This is a genomic window from Bifidobacterium sp. M0353, assembly GCF_016100645.1.
GTDB lineage: Bacteria > Actinomycetota > Actinomycetes > Actinomycetales > Bifidobacteriaceae > Bombiscardovia > Bombiscardovia choladohabitans.
In genome coordinates this window covers 214,730-229,612 of record NZ_JACFSB010000001.1, presented here as the reverse complement: position 1 = coordinate 229,612, position 14,883 = coordinate 214,730, and the positions used below count along the sequence as shown (strand labels likewise).

Genomic DNA, 14,883 nt, shown 5'->3' with positions numbered 1-14,883 from the left:
GCAAAAGAAGAGAAACACACCATATTCACCATAGAAGAGGGGGTTCGGATTGTCACAGACAGTCGATACAGGCAGTGGCAGGAAGACCAACCGCACCCTGGTGACGGTGGCGGTCTTCATCGCCACCTTCATGACGGCCATCGAGGGGACCATCGTCTCCACCGCCATGCCCACCATCATCGGGGACCTGCATGGGCTGTCCATCATGAACTGGGTCTACTCCATCTATCTGCTCATGACGGCGGTCACCACGCCTATCTACGGCAAGCTTTCGGACCGCTTCGGCCGCAAGCCGCTGCTGACCATCGGTCTGCTGGTCTTCGTGATCGGGTCCACCCTGTGCGCCCTCTCCCAGTCCATGCCCCAACTGATCGGCGCCCGTTTTCTGCAGGGTCTGGGGGCCGGTGCCATCCAGCCGCTGACATACACGGTCCTGGCCGACATCTACCCCCTGGACAAGCGGGCTGGCATGATCGGCCTGAACGGCTCGGCCTGGGGCATCGCCTCCATCATCGCCCCCCTGCTGGGAGGCTTCATCGTCCAGCAGATAAGCTGGCACTGGGTCTTCGCCATCAATGTGCCCATCGGCCTGCTGGTCATCATCATGATCCAGATCTTCCTGAGCGAGCATATCAAGGCGCGTGAAACGCGCGTCGACTACATGGGCATCGGGCTGCTCAGCATCTGCCTGATCTGCCTGATGCTCTGCCTGCAGAGCCTGGGATCGGCAGGCGATGTGCGAATCACCCTGATCCTGGCTGCGGCCACCGTGGTCACCTTTGTCCTGCTTCTTCATGTGGAGGGCCGCCAGGAGGATCCCATCCTGCCTCTGCGGCTCTTCCGCATCAGGACCTTCGTCATCCAGAACATCTGCATGCTCCTGGTGGCCGGATTCCTCATGGGCTTCGACACCTACATGCCCATCTGGATGCAGTCTGTGCTGGGAATGAACCCCTCCCTGGGCGGCTTTGTGGTCACCCCCTCCTCCATTCTCTGGCTCCTGGGCGCCTACCTGGCCGGACCGCTGACCATGCACCACCCACCGCACCGGGCCACCAACATCGGCCTGGCCTTCATCCTGACGGCGTGCATCTGCTACATAGCCGTCCCCCAGGCCACCGCCTACTGGGTCTTCCTGGTCATCTCGGCCGTGGTCGGCTTCGGATTCGGCCTGACCATCACCACCTCGACCATCACCGCCCAGAGCGTGGTGCCGGCAGGCGACGTGGGCGCCTCGACCAGCTTCAACACCCTGGCCCGTTCCCTGGGTCAGACCCTGATGGTCTCCATATTCGGCATCGTCATGAACACGGTCATCGCCCGCGAGGTGCCTCAGTATAAGGGACTGACCGAGGACATGATGAACAGCATGATCAACCCGGCCACGGCAGGGAGCATCCCCTCCCGACTGCTTGGCCCGGCACGCACCATCGTCTTCGACGGCTTGCATTGGATCTTCCTGGTGGGCCTGGTCATCCTGCTCATGGCCCTGGTGGCCAACCTCTGCGACATCCGCTCGCGCACCCTGCTTGCCGAATATCAGAACAAGGCCACGACGGTGGCTCCCGCCGCTGCTGACAAGGGCGGGCAGTAAAGGCCTCTGGCCAGACGGATTCCTTCGGGAATTCCCCTTGAATGACAAGAAGGTGGTGGGCATCAGTTGATTCCGATGCCCACCACCTCGTTCATCGGCGCTTATGGAATATCCCCGGCTACCGTAATCGCTGGCAGAGCCTAAGGTCCCTACTTGCCCTTGCCGAAAGCCCGCAGCTGGGTGGCGTTCCAATCCTTGCTGACGGTGGTGGGCATCAGGGCGTTCATGCCCGCGGTCTTGGCCGCATTGGAGACGACCCCTGGCGCCGAAGCCCCGGGCCTGCCTGGTTTGGGTGTCAGTACCCAGAAAGGCGCGCCCTTGTTGACCATGGCTGAGGCATCCATGATGGTGTCCGCTAGATCGTCCTCGGCATCGCCGTCCCGCCACCAGATGATGACCCCATCCACGGCTGCGTCATAGTCCTCGTCCACCAGCTCTTCGCCGGTCAGATCCTCAATCCTGGTCCGGATCCCGTCGTCGACATCGTCGTCCCACATCCATTCCTGGACGATATCGCCGGGATGAAAACCGAACTCTTCCGCTGTATAGGTTGTAGTCTCAGCCACGTTTTCAGCATAACAAGACTGCCGGAATTCACCAATTGGACCGGCATTGTCTTATTTGGCCTTGGCGGCCGTGCAGCGGGGCAGCCCCTCCCCCTGACCATGGCCGATGGCCACCAGGGCCTTATAGGCCTCGTCCAAGGTGGACACCCGTACGTCGCGCAGGCCCCGTGGAACATGGCCTGCCACCTGTGAACAGTTGGCCGCAGGCGCCAGGAACCAGGTGGCGCCGTCCCGCTTGGCCCCCAGCATCTTCAGCTGGATACCGCCAATGGCACCGACCCGTCCCTTCTGGTCCATGGTGCCGGTGCCGGCGATGGTCAGACCGCCGGTCTCCTGCTCCGGGGTGATCTTGTCGATGGCCCCCAGGGTGTACATGAGCCCGGCCGAAGGACCGCCTATGTCGGCCACCCTCATGCTGAACCGCAGTCCTGATACGTCATATCCCCGAGCCTTGAGGAAGGCCAGGGCCTGGGCCGATGCGGCCTTCTGGGAGCCGTGCATATCGCCCTGCTCCTGGCGCTTGTATTCCTCGACGCTCTGTCCGGGAGGGACCACGGCCTCCTGGGGAAGCACCGTGGCGTGGGGGTCGGCCCAGCCCACCAGCGCATCCAGGTTGGATGCCGGGTAGCCGGGGATTCCACGGGCGTTGACCGTGGTCATCAGCAGGCGGCCCTTGTCATGGTGGACCTGACCGCCCCTGACCCTGATGACCGGTGAGCCTTTTGAACTTCCCAGCACGTCCTGGGTGGGTCCGGGCGTCTCGATGGTATAAGGCGAGGGGAGGAAAAGAACCAAGATGGCCAGAATGACCAGAAGACCGCCGACCAGCATTTTGCGGGTGGGTCCGCCAAGCTTCCCGATTTGCCTTTCGGGTGCGCCTGTGGCGCAGTGATCCGATTTCCCGTGCGGAAGTGTCATAGCTCCAATATTATGGTTGATGAAGACGATAATCCCGGCAGACGTCAACCTTGATGGCGGACGACCTGCCTTGGCGAGGACTGGAATCAAAGCAATGGACGAGAATGCAATCCACCAATGGCTCATCGAGTGCTTCGGCCCGGTGCAGGGCGAGCTGGCCTGGAGTCAGTTCTCACAGCTGCCTGAGTCCATCCGCTCCCAGATGGCGGCCCAGGGAGCCGATCAGCTGCCCAAACCCGCCGAGGTCCAGGCCCTGATCCAGGCCTTCACGGCCGGGGGGCTGAACACCCCTGCCGACATGCAGGCCCAGGCCGACCAGGGGCCCATCAACCTTGCACTGGCCAAGAACATCGCTCTGGGACGCACCAGGGCCGACCAGTCCGATACCACAATCACAGCCGAGGACAGCGACCGGGTGGCCCGAGTCATGAGCGAAGCCAACCTCTGGCTGGACACCGTCTGCGCCTTCGACCCCGCCCCGGGCCAGACCGAAGCCCTGACCCGCGCCGGATGGATCGAGGGCAGCATAGACGCCTGGGTCCAGTTCGCCTCGCCGGTGGCCCAGGCGGTCAGCGAAGCCCTGACCTCCGTCATAAGCCAACGTTTCCAAGGCTTCGATCAGGGCGAGATTTCGGGAATGTTCGCCGGACCTGTGCCCATCCCCCTGCCCGACAACCTCAAGGATCCGACCACCCTGTTGAGGCTGCTGGGGAACACCTCCTTTGCCATGCAGCTGGGGCAGGCCGCCGGAGAGCTGGCCAAGGAGGTCCGCGGAGGATTCGACCAGGGCATACCGTTGCTGAAAAACCCCGCCGGAGCCCTCATTCCACAGAACATCAAGGCCTACGCCAAATCCTTGGAGCTGGATCTGGACGAGGTCACCCGCTACATGGCCCTCAAGGAGGCCGCCCACGCCCGGCTCTACGCCGCCGTCCCCTGGCTGATGCCGCGCTTCGAGGCACTGATCGGCAAGTACGCCCGGGGAGTATCCATCGACCTGGATGCCGTGGAGGACCAACTGCGCGACGCTGAGCAAATCAACCCCGAATCCATCGCCGGTGCCATCAACCTCAGCAACGTAGGCATCGAAGACACCCCTGAGCAGAAGGAGGCCCTGCACAGCCTGGGCGACCTGCTGGCCCTGGTCGACGGCTGGGTGGATTGCGTGGTCTGGAACGCCGGCATGGCCCACCTGCCCCATCTGGAGCAGCTGCGGGAGATGACCCGACGCGAGCGTGCCGTGGGAGGGCCGGCCGAGCAGACCTTCGAGTCCCTGCTGGGCCTGCATCTCCATCCCAAGCGGTTGCGCGAGGCCGCCGACCTTTGGGGGCGCATCACCGCTGAAGAGGGCGTCCAAGGCCGTGACGACCACTGGTCCCATCCGGATCTGCTGCCCTCCCTGCCCGTCAAAGAGGAAGCCGACGAAGGTGGAACATCGACCTCTGCAGAGGGGCAATCCGAGCAGGAGGCCGACACTCCCGCCACCTCAGTGGACTGGGATGCCGAGCTGGACAAATTACTGAACGCCGAGGAGAAGCAGCCACCCGCCGAAACGACCACCCCTGCAGACTCCGACGCTTCAAATGAGCAGGAGCATCCAGACCAAGAACCTTTCGACAGCCAGAAGAGCGCTGACAAGGATTCCAAAGATCCCGATGACGGTCACCCGGATCAGAACGACTCGGACAAGGGTGATTCGGACAGCCACCAAGCCTGAATCGCATCCACCCCCCCCCCGTGTTCCAAGGGCCCAGACGTTAGCGCTCAGCGGTGAATGAACCGGCTGGGTGTGCGTCGGACGAAGGCGCTGCCGTCCTTGTGCTCCGCGTAGGAAAGGTGGAGGGTGTCCTCGGCACGGGTCACCCCTACGTACATGAGGCGGCGCTCCTCCTCCAGGGCATCCCCTTCCGGCGGTGAGCCAAAGGGGATCAGCCCCTCGGCACAGCCCACGATGAAGACATGGGCGAACTCCAACCCCTTGGCGGCGTGAATGGTGGAGACCGTGACCCTTCCCTGACCCATGCCGCCCTCCAGCTGCGCCAGCACCTCCTGCTTGCTCAGATCGACCGACTGGTTCTGCCAGCCCGACTCAGTGCGGACCCGGTAGCCGATTCCATGTTCGTGCAGGGCACGGCAAATCAGGGTCTGTTGGGCGTTGATCCGCGTCAGAATCGCAAATCGACCGGGCCGTGCACCCTTCCGGATCATGGAGGATATCCGGGAGGCCACGGCCCCAGCTTCATCAGCATCGTCCTCATAACGTGTCATCGCGACCCTGCTGCCCTCCTGACGGGCCGAGGTCAGCTTCAGATAGTCATCCCGCACCGGCGAGCGCGCCAGAATGCCGTTGGCGTAGTGAACCACCCTTCCCGTGGACCGGTAGTCGGTGGAAAGGTCCAGGTCGGCCTTGATGCCCGGGAATTCCTGGGGGAAGTTCAGCAGGTAGTAGGAGGTGGCCCCGGCGAAAGAGTAGATGGTCTGGGCCGGGTCCCCCACCACACACAGGTTCTGCCTGCCGTTGAGCCAGAGCTTGAGCAACCGGTGCTGCAGGGGCGAGACATCCTGGTACTCGTCCACGGTCAGCCAGCCGATTCGGTCTCTAATGTCGGCAGCAGCCTGGCCGCCTTCCTGCAATATGTGACAGACCAGCAGAAGAATATCGTTGAAGTCCATCTGATTATGGGCGGCCTTGGAGTTCTCGAAGACCGTGTACAGGTCGGCCATCCGATCAGCCTCCAGACCGGCAGGCGGCAGACGGTGGCTGGCCGCGCAGACCCGAACGTAGTCCTGGGGAGCGATCAGCCCCACCTTGGCCCAGTTGATCTCCGCAGTCAGGTCCCTGACCTGGCCCGGGTCGGCCTCCTGCCCGCAGACCCGCTGGTAGGAGGAGGACACCAGGGGCCCCACATCCTCGATCAGATCAGGAGGATAGGTTTCGCTGACCTGGGGCCAAACCCGCCTGAGCTGATGCAGGGCCGCCGAGTGAAAGGTCGCCGCCTGCAGGGAGGCCGACACGCCAAGCTTGGTCAGCCGATCGCGCATTTCTGCCGCGGCACGCACCGAGAAGGTCACTGCCAAGGTTCTGGAGGGCTCCCAGCTGCCGCTGGCGCAGGCATAGGCCATCCGTCGGGTGATGGTCCTGGTCTTGCCAGCCCCGGCCCCCGCGACGATCCGCACAGGCCCGTCAAGCACGGTAGCCGCCTGCCGCTGGGCGGGATCCAGACCCTCCAGCAATCGTTCCTCATCCTCATGCACACCCCCATTGTGTCAAAGGCCGGTACCGAAAGCAGCGGCGGCGTGCCCATGTGGTCAAGTGGACAACCGTATTCACAACGGTCCTTGTATTATCCTTGAGAATGTGACTGAACGAACGAAGCTGACCCTGGCCGCCCTGGCGTCGGCTGCCATGCCCGAGGTGCCCATGACCGGCGCGCGGGACTGCGACCAGCTCAGCAGTCTGGATCGTGCACAGGGCGTGGACTGCGCCGTGGTCCAGGACGCGACCGGCAACGTCTACGACGTCTGGGCCACCAGCTCGGAAGCCGGCAAGCGTCGGCTGGCCGCTCGGGTCAAGGCGGCTCAGGCCCTGGCCGACGCCAAGGAGATGGCGGCCATGGGCTTCCGAGTCGAGCGCATCCTGGCCTACCAGCCCGGCGAGAGGGCGGACAGTCCGACCGGCACCACAGCTGTTGCCGTCATGACCCACTGCCCAGGCCGAATCCGCCCCCTCCACCTGCTGACCATGAACGAATGCACCGCCGCAGGTACAGCCATCGGCGCCATCCATCGGGTTCGCCCTGATTTTCTGAAGACCCACGGCTATCCGGCCTTCTCCACCGCCCAAATCGCGGCCCAACTGCGGGGATGGATCAAGCGGCTGCGCATGGACGGCCATGTGCCCAAGGAAATCACCAATTCGTGGGCATCCATCGTATCGACCGACGGACTCTGGTCCTTTGAAACCTGCACCGTGCACGGAGGCTTCTCGGACGGCGATCTGCTCTATACAGGCTCCGGACTCAGCGGCGTCTACGGCTGGCAGGATATGCAGATCAACGATCCTGCCCGTGACCTGGCCTGGATTTTCGCCAAGCTGGACGGGTCCCGCCGCAATGCAGTCATCGCAGCCTATGGCAGGATGATGGGGGCTCGGCTGGACGACCTGATCATGCTCCGGGCCAATCTCTGGCTGCAGATGGAGCAGGTGGGCGACTTCATCACCGCCCTGGATCATGCGGACAACGAGCGCATCATCCAATTCAAGGCCCAGGTGGAGCGTCTGGCCCAACAGCTGGGCGACCACGAGCAGGATCAACGCGCCCGTTGGCAGCAGAATACGCCCAGTCCGTCACCCGCTGGCGCACCCTCCACAATCACCGTGGGCACCCTGCTGGGCGACGATAATGCTGAAGACCCCTCTGCTTCCAAGGTAGAGGAGAACCCGGCACCGGAGCCGGACCCCGCCTCGACGAATGCCTCGGATGAGAACTCGGCCACCATCGCCATCAACAGGGTGGAAATGGCCGACCTGGCTCTGGCCCAGACCGCCATGGACCACTCCGATGCCAGGAATAAGCCCATCAGGCAGTCCCAGAGCACAGACACTGGCACCGACGATCAATCCAAGCCACCGACTGTTCCTCCCCTTGCCCAGGAGGAGGCATCAGGCCTGAGCGATCACTTCCGCGGCATCGGCAACCCAGCCACCAGTGACGAGGATGCGGATGGCGAAACGAATCCAAAGGCTGCGGTAAGCGGCTCGTCCGCAGACCCGCCCGGAGACGACCAGCCCTCGAACACCCCTGTGCCGGGAGAAGCCGCTCCCCAGCCGCATGATGCCCCACCAGCTCAAGCCCTGGCAAGCGATCAGGCAGAGACCATCATCCTTCCCAGAAAACCCCAGCCCGAGCAGACCCCCACGCTCACAGCAGATGGGCAGGCATCGGCATCCCCGTCGGAAACCGGCTCTGCCCAAGAGGTACATCAGGGAGACGCTTAGAGCGTAATCACCTGGGTCAGCGAATAATGAGACCGGAAGATCCGCGGACCGGCAGGTCTGGGCGACGGAGAACAACCTTGGAGGTAGCAATGGATATCGAATTCGGCATCAAGAACGTGGCCCGCACGGTCAACTTCAGCACCAATGCCAAGGCGGACGAGGTGGCTGCCCACATCACCCAGGCCCTGAACGAGGGCGGACCCATCGACCTGGTGGACGACAAGGGTCGGCACATCATTGTCCCCAAGGAGTCCCTGGGCTACGCAGTGGTCGGTTCCGACACCACCCATCCGGTGGGCTTCGGCGTTCTGGGAGGCTCCGCCGACTGAGGCTGTGATCGCCTGACGGGGGCGGCCGGATCCTTGTGGTCCGACCGCCCCCCATCCATATCGGCTAACCCTTCCAGGCCACAGGACGGCTCCCCCGGGCCCTGGCCACGATTCGGGCCACCACGTGGCCACTGGTGCTGTTCTCCCCCATGCGATTGGGCTTGCCTTGGCCGTGCCAATCCGATCCTCCAGTGACCAGCAGCCCCCAGCGTTGGGCCAGGGCCAGCAGCCGTCGACGTTGCTCAGGAGGATTGTCCCGGTGCCAGACCTCCAGGCCGCCCAGCCCCTCCCTGGCCAGTGCGGCAATCTGCCGGTCGGAGAGCAGAACAGGATTGCGGCTGACGGCACCGGGGTGGGCGATGACCAGAACACCACCCGCATGGTTGACCGCTGCCAGCACCTGATGGGTGGTCGGCGAAGGCGTAGGTAGGTAGTAAGCGCTTCCGGAGGAGCAGACCCCGGCGAAGGCCTGACTCCGGTCGGCATAGACACCGGCCTTGACCAGGGCATCGGCGATATGCGGACGCCCCACCGTGGTCTTCGACCCCTCCTTGACCTGGTCCAGCACATCCTGCCAGGTGATCGGATAGTCCCGGGAGATCCGCTCCACCATGGTCCTGGTCCTGGTCAGCCTGGTCTCCCTGGTCTTGGCGAAGAGCCCGGCGATTACCGGATCCTCCGGATCATAGAGGTAGGCCAGCATGTGGACCGAGACACGGCCGTCCTGCGCGGTGATTTCGGTGCCTGGCAGCAGGGGCATTCCCAGGGCCTTGGCCGCCTGACGGGCCTCATCCCAGCCGGCATTGGTGTCATGGTCGGTGATGGCCAGACCTTCCAGTCCCAGCTGCTGCGCCTGCTCGACCATCCCCTGGGGCGTCACAGTGCCGTCGGAGAAGACGGTGTGGCAGTGCAGGTCCCAGCCGGAGACCGTGGCAGTATCCTCATGCGTCATGCCTCCATCCTAAACTCGAGAACGCGTTCCCGTCACAGAGAACCTTCCCGACCATTGAGGTGATGGACCCCATGAGCGAATCGACCTCGTCAGCCCCTTCCAGCTATCTGATCGCCGCCCTGGCCTCGCTTGCAACCCTCTATGCCAGCCTGGTCCTGTCAACGGAAACACTTCAGCTGGCACGGCATCCCCAGGGCCAGCTCAGCTGTGACATCAACTCTGTGGTCTCCTGCTCAGCCGTGGCCCAGTCCCCCCAGGCCGAGCTGATCCGCCTGGGCACCCTGCCGGTCCCCAATGCCTTCCTGGGACTGATAGCCGAGTCTGTCTTCCTGACGCTGGCCATAGTCGGCCTGTGCCGGATCAGGATGCCTGCGCTGCTGGCGGCTGGAACCTGGCTGGCCTCGCTTGCCGCCCTGGCCTATGCCCTCTGGCTGTTCACCCAGTCGCTCTTCGTCATCCACGCCCTCTGCCCCTGGTGCCTGGTCATGACCTTCGCCACCAGTCTGCAATTCATGGCCTTCAGCCACGCCACGGTGACCCAGCAGGGTCTTCCGCACAAGCGGCCAGAATGGCTGCAGGCCTATTACCAGCGGCATTTCGATCTGATGGTCGACCTGATTTGGCTGGTCGCCCTGGCAACCATCGTCCTGGCTGTGGAAGGATCCGCCCTCTTCGGCTGATCAGCAGCCGGGAACATGCTCCAGGGTCAGACGCGCCACCATTCTGGCCGGTCCAGTCAGCCAGACATCCTGCGGATCCACATCCACCTTCAGACGGCCTCCACCCACCTGGATGGTCCAGTGGTCGACCCCGGTCAGGGCACGCAGGAGCACGCCACTGGCGCACAGACCGGTCCCGCACGACAGGGTCTCTCCGACGCCTCGCTCATAGACCCTCATGGTGGCCCGCCCGCTGCCATGTTCAGCGTCCAGCGAGTCCAGACGCAGGAACTCCACATTCTGCCCTTCGTCCAACCCAGGGCTGACCTGTGGCGGGACCGACAGATTTAAATCGCCCAGGTCAGGCAGATCAGCTCTGTTCAACAGGTCGGTCACGTTTTCGGGCAGCCCACCGGCCTCCGATTCAGCGGCGACCGAGTTCAGAACGACTGAGTGGGGATTGCCCATATCCACCATGGTGCCAGGAGCAGAGCCACCCAGTGCCCCGCCATCGACCAGCTGGTCCCCTACCGGTCCCATCCGCCAGGCCCCGACCTTGACCTTGAACACATGCTCGCCATCGTTCTTCATCGGACTGCGCGACACGATTCGCTTGACCCCGGCCCGGGTCCCCAGCAGGAAGGAGGAGCCCTCCATGGTCGGGGTCAGCCCCTGCTTCTGGGCGAAGAGCGTGACGGCCCGCGTCCCGTTGCCACACATCTGGGCCAAGGAACCGTCCGCGTTACGGTAGTCCATGAACCACTGGCAGCCGAAACGGTCGCAGGTATCCACCTGCTCCTGGCTCAGGTCGCTGACATCGGCCGGATGGGTCAGCCGGATGACCCCGTCGGCTCCGACCCCGAAATGCCGGTCGCACAGCCATCGCACCTGGTCGGCCGTGGGCTCCAGATCCCCCCGGGGATCGGCGTAGACCACGAAATCGTTGCCGGTGGCTTGCATTTTGTATACAGTCCGGGGAATACTCATGCTTGTAGCGTACGGCCCTTCGGCGACAGGCTAGGCTGGTTTTTCGGCTGCGAAAGGAGCGGATCACATGGCATCAGATGCACCAATCGGGATCTTCGACTCCGGGCTCGGCGGTCTGAGCGTCACCGCAGCCATCCGTAACCTCCTTCCTCAGGAAAATCTGCTCTATTTCGGCGATTCCGCATACGCCCCCTACGGCACCAAGGAACCGGCCCAGATCGCCCAGCGCTGCCAGCTCATCGGCGACCGGTTCATGGACCAGGGTGTCAAGGCCTTGGTCATCGCCTGCAACACCGCCACCAGCGTCTGTGTGGATCAGATGCGCCAACGCTACCCGATCCCGGTGATCGGCATGGAGCCGGCCCTGAAACTGGCCTGCACGCGCGGCGGAGGCCGACCCCAGCGGGTTCTGGTCACCGCCACCCCGCTGACCTTGAAGGAGGCCAAGTTCTCGCGCCTGATGGCACGGTTCTCCGGCAGGCACACCATTCTGACCCAGCCCTGCCCAGACCTGGTGACCATCGTGGAGTCTGACAGGCTGAATGACCAGGCCCTGGTCGACGCCACCCTGCATCGTTATTTGGACCCCTATGATTTGCAGAATTTGGATGCTTTGGTTCTGGGCTGCACCCACTTCGTCTTCTTCCGCCAGTCCATCGCCCGCATCTGCCCGCCGGACCTGGCACTGATCGACGGCAACCCTGGGACGGCCCGCCACCTGAAGGATCTGCTGACCCAAGCCGATGCCCTCAACCCGGGTCCCGGCCCCGGCAGAGTACAGATCGCCAACTCTGACACCTCACCAGCCATGCTGGATCTGTCCAAGCGGCTGCTGGCCTCCTGCCGCCCCTGAACGGCTTGTCCAATGTTCACGCATAAGCTGTCATCAAGCGCGAATATCTGTCAGGAATCGAGGTGCCCATGGCACGCAAAAGAACAGCCGTCATCGACGTAGGCGGCGGCTACAGGTCCATCTTCGGCGCCGGCGTCTTCGACCGCTGCATGGAGCAGGGCATCACCTTCGATCACTGCTACGGGGTCTCGGCCGGCAGTGCCAATCTGGCTTCATTCCTGTCGGGCCAGCTCAGGCGCTGCTACCGCTTCTACACTGTGTATTCCTCCCGCAAGGAGTACGCGAGCGTGAGCAACTTCCTGACCAAGCACACCTTCGTCGACCTGGACTACGTCTATGGCAAACTGTCGGCCCACGACGGGGAATGCCCGCTGGATTACCAGGCTCTGAAGGCCAACCCGGCCCTGTTCACCGTAGTGGCCTGCAGGGCCACCGACGGATCCACCGTCTACTTCGACAAGTCCGACCTGGCCCAGGACAACTATGACGTCCTCAAGGCCTCTTCCACTGTGCCAGTAGCCAATAAGCCCTATATGATCGATTGCGTGCCCTATCTGGACGGTGGCATCGCCGATCCAGTCCCGGTCCGCAAGGCCATGGACGAGGGCTATGAACGCATCGTCCTGGTCCTGACACGCCAGAGGGATATTCTGCGCGAACAGAAGAAGGATGTCCTGCCGGCCCGAATCCTGGCCAGGACCTATCCGGCGGCTGGCGAGCGGCTGATGGAGCGCTGTCGCACCTACAACGACGAGGTGGCCCTGGCCAAGCAAGCCGAGAAGGAAGGCCAGGTACTCATCCTGGCCCCGGACAGCCTGTGCGGGCTGACCACGCTGAGCAAGTCACTCAAGGGACTCAACGCCATGTACGACAAGGGCTATCGGGCTGCCGAGGCTATAGCCGACTTCCTGGAAAGCTGAACAAGACCTTACAGAACCGGTGTCCCGGTCCCGCCCTCTGTACCCGCATTCCTGCGGCCGTGCCGGGGATCCGCACTGCCCTGGGTGCTCTGGGCGGTCATCAGCGCTGCGGTCATCTGGTTGAAGAGCTCGTTATACCCGCCGGGGGTTGACGCAGGCAGGACCAGGGTCTTGGCATTGCCGGACTCCGCCAGCGAGCGCATCACATCCAGATACTGATTGAAGAGCACCACATTGTTGACGGCATCGATATCCATGCCCACGGCCCGCAGGCTGTTGATCTGGTCCACAATGCCGTTGGCGATCTCCCGCCGGTAGTTGGCCTGGCCCTCGCCCTGCATCCTGGTCTTCTCCGCATCGGCCCTGGCCTGGGTCTCGATTTCGATCCGACGGGCCTCGGCACGCTCCTTGGTGGCCTCCTTCTCGCGCTGGGCAGCGTTGATGGAGTCCATGGCCTGCTTGACCTGGGTGGAGGGGTCGATGGCGGTGACCAGGGTCTTGATGACCGAGAAACCAAAGCGCTGCATCTCCTGGCCCACGGTCTTCTGCACGTCGGAGGCGATGTCGTCCTTGCGGGCGAAGGCATCGTCCAGGCTCAGGGCGGGAATGGCCGACCTGAGGGCGTCCTCCATGTAGGAGCGCAGCTGGCCCGCCGGGTCGACCAGCTCGTAGTAGGCCGTGGACACGTTGGCCGCCTCCACCCGGAACTGTGCGGAGACCTCCACGGTGACGAAGACGTTGTCCTTGGTCTTGGTCTCCAGCTTGACGTTCAACTGGTTGACCCTCAGGTTGGTCTTGGCGGCTATACGGTCAACCAGGGGGATCTTGGCGTGGATGCCCGCCAGCGCCACCCGGTGGTACTTGCCGAAGCGCTCGATGACGTCCGCCTGCTGCTGGGGCACTACGAAAATCCCCAGGAGGAAGATGATCAGCGCCAGAACCAGCACGGCGATCACGATGGCGATGCCTAGATGCATGAGTGTTCTCCTTCGAGCTTAAACCCTTGGATGCCGGACCTGGAAACCGCACCATTCCGGCTTTTCCTCTCATCACCATACATGAAGGACCCGTCTGAATAATCGGTCGGGGCGCACAAGCCGTAATAGACTCGGCTTAACAAGCCTTCAACCCGAAAGGATGAACATGGCAAAACTACGCGGCATCGACGCCGAAATCTTCCCCCTGGTCCTGGGTGGCAACACCTTCGGATGGACCAGCGATGAATCCACGTCTGACCAGGTCCTGGACGCCTACACGGCAGCCGGAGGCAACCTGATCGACACAGCTGACGTCTATTCGGCCTGGGCCCCCGGCCACTCCGGCGGCGAGTCCGAGATCGTCCTGGGCCGCTGGCTGGCCAAGAACGGCAACCGCAACAAGGTCCTGGTGGCTACCAAAGTCAGCCAGCACCCCCAGTACTCAGGTCTTTCGGCCAAGAACATCGAAGCCGCCGCCGATGCCTCCCTGCTCAGGCTGGGCCTGGATGTGATCGACCTCTACTATGCCCACTTCGACGACAGCTCCACCCCCCTGGAGGAAACTGCGGCAGCCTTCGACAAGCTGGTCAAGGAGGGCAAGGTCCGGGCCATCGGTCTGTCCAACTACACCCCGGACCGGATCCGCGAGTGGTTCAGCATCGCACGCAAGGAGGGCCTGACCCTGCCGGTGGCCCTGGAGCCCCAGTACAACCTGGTCTACCGCAAGGACTATGAGGGTGGCCTCATGCAGGTCGCCAAGGACGAGGATCTGGCGGTCTTCCCCTACTTCTCGCTGGCTTCGGGCTTCCTGACAGGCAAGTACCGGACCATGGACGACCTCAAGGGGAAGAAGCGCGAGGGCATGGTCAAGGACTTCTTTACACAGGAGGGACTGGACGTGGTCGCCGCCATGGACGGCATCGCCAAGGCCCACGGGGTCGAACTGGCCACCGTCGCCCTGGCCTGGCTCAACCACAGGCCTGGGATTGCAGCCCCGATCGCCTCTGCACGCACCCCCGAGCAGCTGCCTGCCCTCCTGGATGCTGCCCATCTGGAACTGAGCGACCAGGATATGCAGACCCTGGATCAGGTCAGCGACAAGGTCAAGGGCTGATCTGCAAGCTTCGTT

Annotated in this window: 14 protein-coding genes; 8 read left to right on the top strand and 6 right to left on the bottom strand. The window is 63.4% G+C overall.

Going from position 1 to position 14,883, the window contains the following annotated elements; translation table 11 throughout:
• The first annotated feature begins 49 nt into the window (after nt 1–49).
• Nucleotides 50–1,594 (top strand): MDR family MFS transporter, encoded by a 1,545-nt coding sequence (locus H3V04_RS00785; protein ID WP_045935153.1) that lies wholly within the window; start codon nt 50–52, stop codon nt 1,592–1,594.
• A 149-nt stretch (nt 1,595–1,743) separates the two neighbouring features.
• Here the strand turns inward: H3V04_RS00785 and H3V04_RS00780 are convergent, their stop codons facing one another.
• The gene (locus H3V04_RS00780) at nt 1,744–2,160 is read right to left on the bottom strand and encodes a DUF3052 domain-containing protein (protein WP_024627263.1); all 417 of its coding nucleotides are present in this window, start codon (nt 2,158–2,160) and stop codon (nt 1,744–1,746) included.
• 51 nt (nt 2,161–2,211) lie between these two features.
• Nucleotides 2,212–3,078 (bottom strand): S16 family serine protease, encoded by an 867-nt coding sequence (locus tag H3V04_RS00775; protein WP_156149567.1) that lies wholly within the window; start codon nt 3,076–3,078, stop codon nt 2,212–2,214.
• 94 nt (nt 3,079–3,172) lie between these two features.
• Here H3V04_RS00775 and H3V04_RS00770 point away from each other — a divergent pair, with 94 nt between their 5' ends.
• Nucleotides 3,173–4,795: a zinc-dependent metalloprotease gene (locus H3V04_RS00770; RefSeq protein ID WP_198186902.1), complete on the top strand. Its 1,623-nt coding sequence runs from the start codon at nt 3,173–3,175 to the stop codon at nt 4,793–4,795.
• 47 nt (nt 4,796–4,842) lie between these two features.
• On the opposite strand, the gene H3V04_RS00765 is transcribed toward H3V04_RS00770, so the two are convergent.
• Nucleotides 4,843–6,333 carry an ATP-dependent helicase gene (locus H3V04_RS00765; protein WP_198186901.1) on the bottom strand — a complete coding sequence of 497 codons (1,491 nt, stop codon included), beginning with the start codon at nt 6,331–6,333 and terminating at the stop codon, nt 4,843–4,845.
• Between the two features lie 103 nt (nt 6,334–6,436).
• Here H3V04_RS00765 and H3V04_RS00760 point away from each other — a divergent pair, with 103 nt between their 5' ends.
• A complete protein-coding gene (locus H3V04_RS00760) occupies nt 6,437–8,077 on the top strand; it encodes a phosphotransferase (RefSeq protein ID WP_198186900.1) in 1,641 nt (546 codons plus the stop codon).
• 89 nt (nt 8,078–8,166) lie between these two features.
• Entirely contained in the window at nt 8,167–8,406 is a 240-nt protein-coding gene (locus tag H3V04_RS00755; RefSeq protein ID WP_198178955.1) for a DUF3107 domain-containing protein, read from the top strand.
• Between the two features lie 64 nt (nt 8,407–8,470).
• Here H3V04_RS00755 and H3V04_RS00750 read toward each other — a convergent pair whose 3' ends face one another.
• Nucleotides 8,471–9,358: a PHP domain-containing protein gene (locus H3V04_RS00750; protein WP_198186899.1), complete on the bottom strand. Its 888-nt coding sequence runs from the start codon at nt 9,356–9,358 to the stop codon at nt 8,471–8,473.
• 71 nt (nt 9,359–9,429) lie between these two features.
• Between H3V04_RS00750 and H3V04_RS00745 the strand changes: the two genes are divergently transcribed.
• A complete protein-coding gene (locus H3V04_RS00745; RefSeq protein ID WP_198186898.1) occupies nt 9,430–10,038 on the top strand; it encodes a vitamin K epoxide reductase family protein in 609 nt (202 codons plus the stop codon).
• On the opposite strand, the gene dapF is transcribed toward H3V04_RS00745, so the two are convergent.
• A complete protein-coding gene (gene dapF, locus H3V04_RS00740; protein ID WP_198186897.1) occupies nt 10,039–11,004 on the bottom strand; it encodes a diaminopimelate epimerase in 966 nt (321 codons plus the stop codon).
• Between the two features lie 67 nt (nt 11,005–11,071).
• Between dapF and murI the strand changes: the two genes are divergently transcribed.
• Nucleotides 11,072–11,857 carry a glutamate racemase gene (gene murI, locus H3V04_RS00735; RefSeq protein WP_198176728.1) on the top strand — a complete coding sequence of 262 codons (786 nt, stop codon included), beginning with the start codon at nt 11,072–11,074 and terminating at the stop codon, nt 11,855–11,857.
• Nucleotides 11,858–11,925: 68 nt separating this feature from the next.
• Complete coding sequence (locus H3V04_RS00730; RefSeq protein ID WP_198186896.1) at nt 11,926–12,777, top strand: patatin family protein; 852 nt, start codon at nt 11,926–11,928, stop codon at nt 12,775–12,777.
• Between the two features lie 8 nt (nt 12,778–12,785).
• Here H3V04_RS00730 and H3V04_RS00725 read toward each other — a convergent pair whose 3' ends face one another.
• Nucleotides 12,786–13,754 (bottom strand): SPFH domain-containing protein, encoded by a 969-nt coding sequence (locus H3V04_RS00725; RefSeq protein WP_198176730.1) that lies wholly within the window; start codon nt 13,752–13,754, stop codon nt 12,786–12,788.
• A 166-nt stretch (nt 13,755–13,920) separates the two neighbouring features.
• On the opposite strand from H3V04_RS00725, the gene H3V04_RS00720 reads away from it, so the two are divergent.
• The gene (locus H3V04_RS00720) at nt 13,921–14,868 is read left to right on the top strand and encodes an aldo/keto reductase (RefSeq protein ID WP_198186895.1); all 948 of its coding nucleotides are present in this window, start codon (nt 13,921–13,923) and stop codon (nt 14,866–14,868) included.
• Nucleotides 14,869–14,883: the final 15 nt, after the last annotated feature.

Bases quoted from the DNA above. Each gene is read 5' to 3' on its own strand.
- H3V04_RS00725 (WP_198176730.1), bottom strand. From the start codon at position 13,754: ATGCATCTAGGCATCGCCATCGTGATCGCCGTGCTGGTTCTGGCGCTG.
- H3V04_RS00755 (WP_198178955.1), top strand. From the start codon at position 8,167: ATGGATATCGAATTCGGCATCAAGAACGTGGCCCGCACGGTCAACTTC.
- H3V04_RS00775 (WP_156149567.1), bottom strand. From the start codon at position 3,078: ATGACACTTCCGCACGGGAAATCGGATCACTGCGCCACAGGCGCACCC.
- H3V04_RS00750 (WP_198186899.1), bottom strand. From the start codon at position 9,358: ATGACGCATGAGGATACTGCCACGGTCTCCGGCTGGGACCTGCACTGC.
- dapF (WP_198186897.1), bottom strand. From the start codon at position 11,004: ATGAGTATTCCCCGGACTGTATACAAAATGCAAGCCACCGGCAACGAT.
- H3V04_RS00770 (WP_198186902.1), top strand. From the start codon at position 3,173: ATGGACGAGAATGCAATCCACCAATGGCTCATCGAGTGCTTCGGCCCG.
- murI (WP_198176728.1), top strand. From the start codon at position 11,072: ATGGCATCAGATGCACCAATCGGGATCTTCGACTCCGGGCTCGGCGGT.
- H3V04_RS00730 (WP_198186896.1), top strand. From the start codon at position 11,926: ATGGCACGCAAAAGAACAGCCGTCATCGACGTAGGCGGCGGCTACAGG.
- H3V04_RS00745 (WP_198186898.1), top strand. From the start codon at position 9,430: ATGAGCGAATCGACCTCGTCAGCCCCTTCCAGCTATCTGATCGCCGCC.
- H3V04_RS00720 (WP_198186895.1), top strand. From the start codon at position 13,921: ATGGCAAAACTACGCGGCATCGACGCCGAAATCTTCCCCCTGGTCCTG.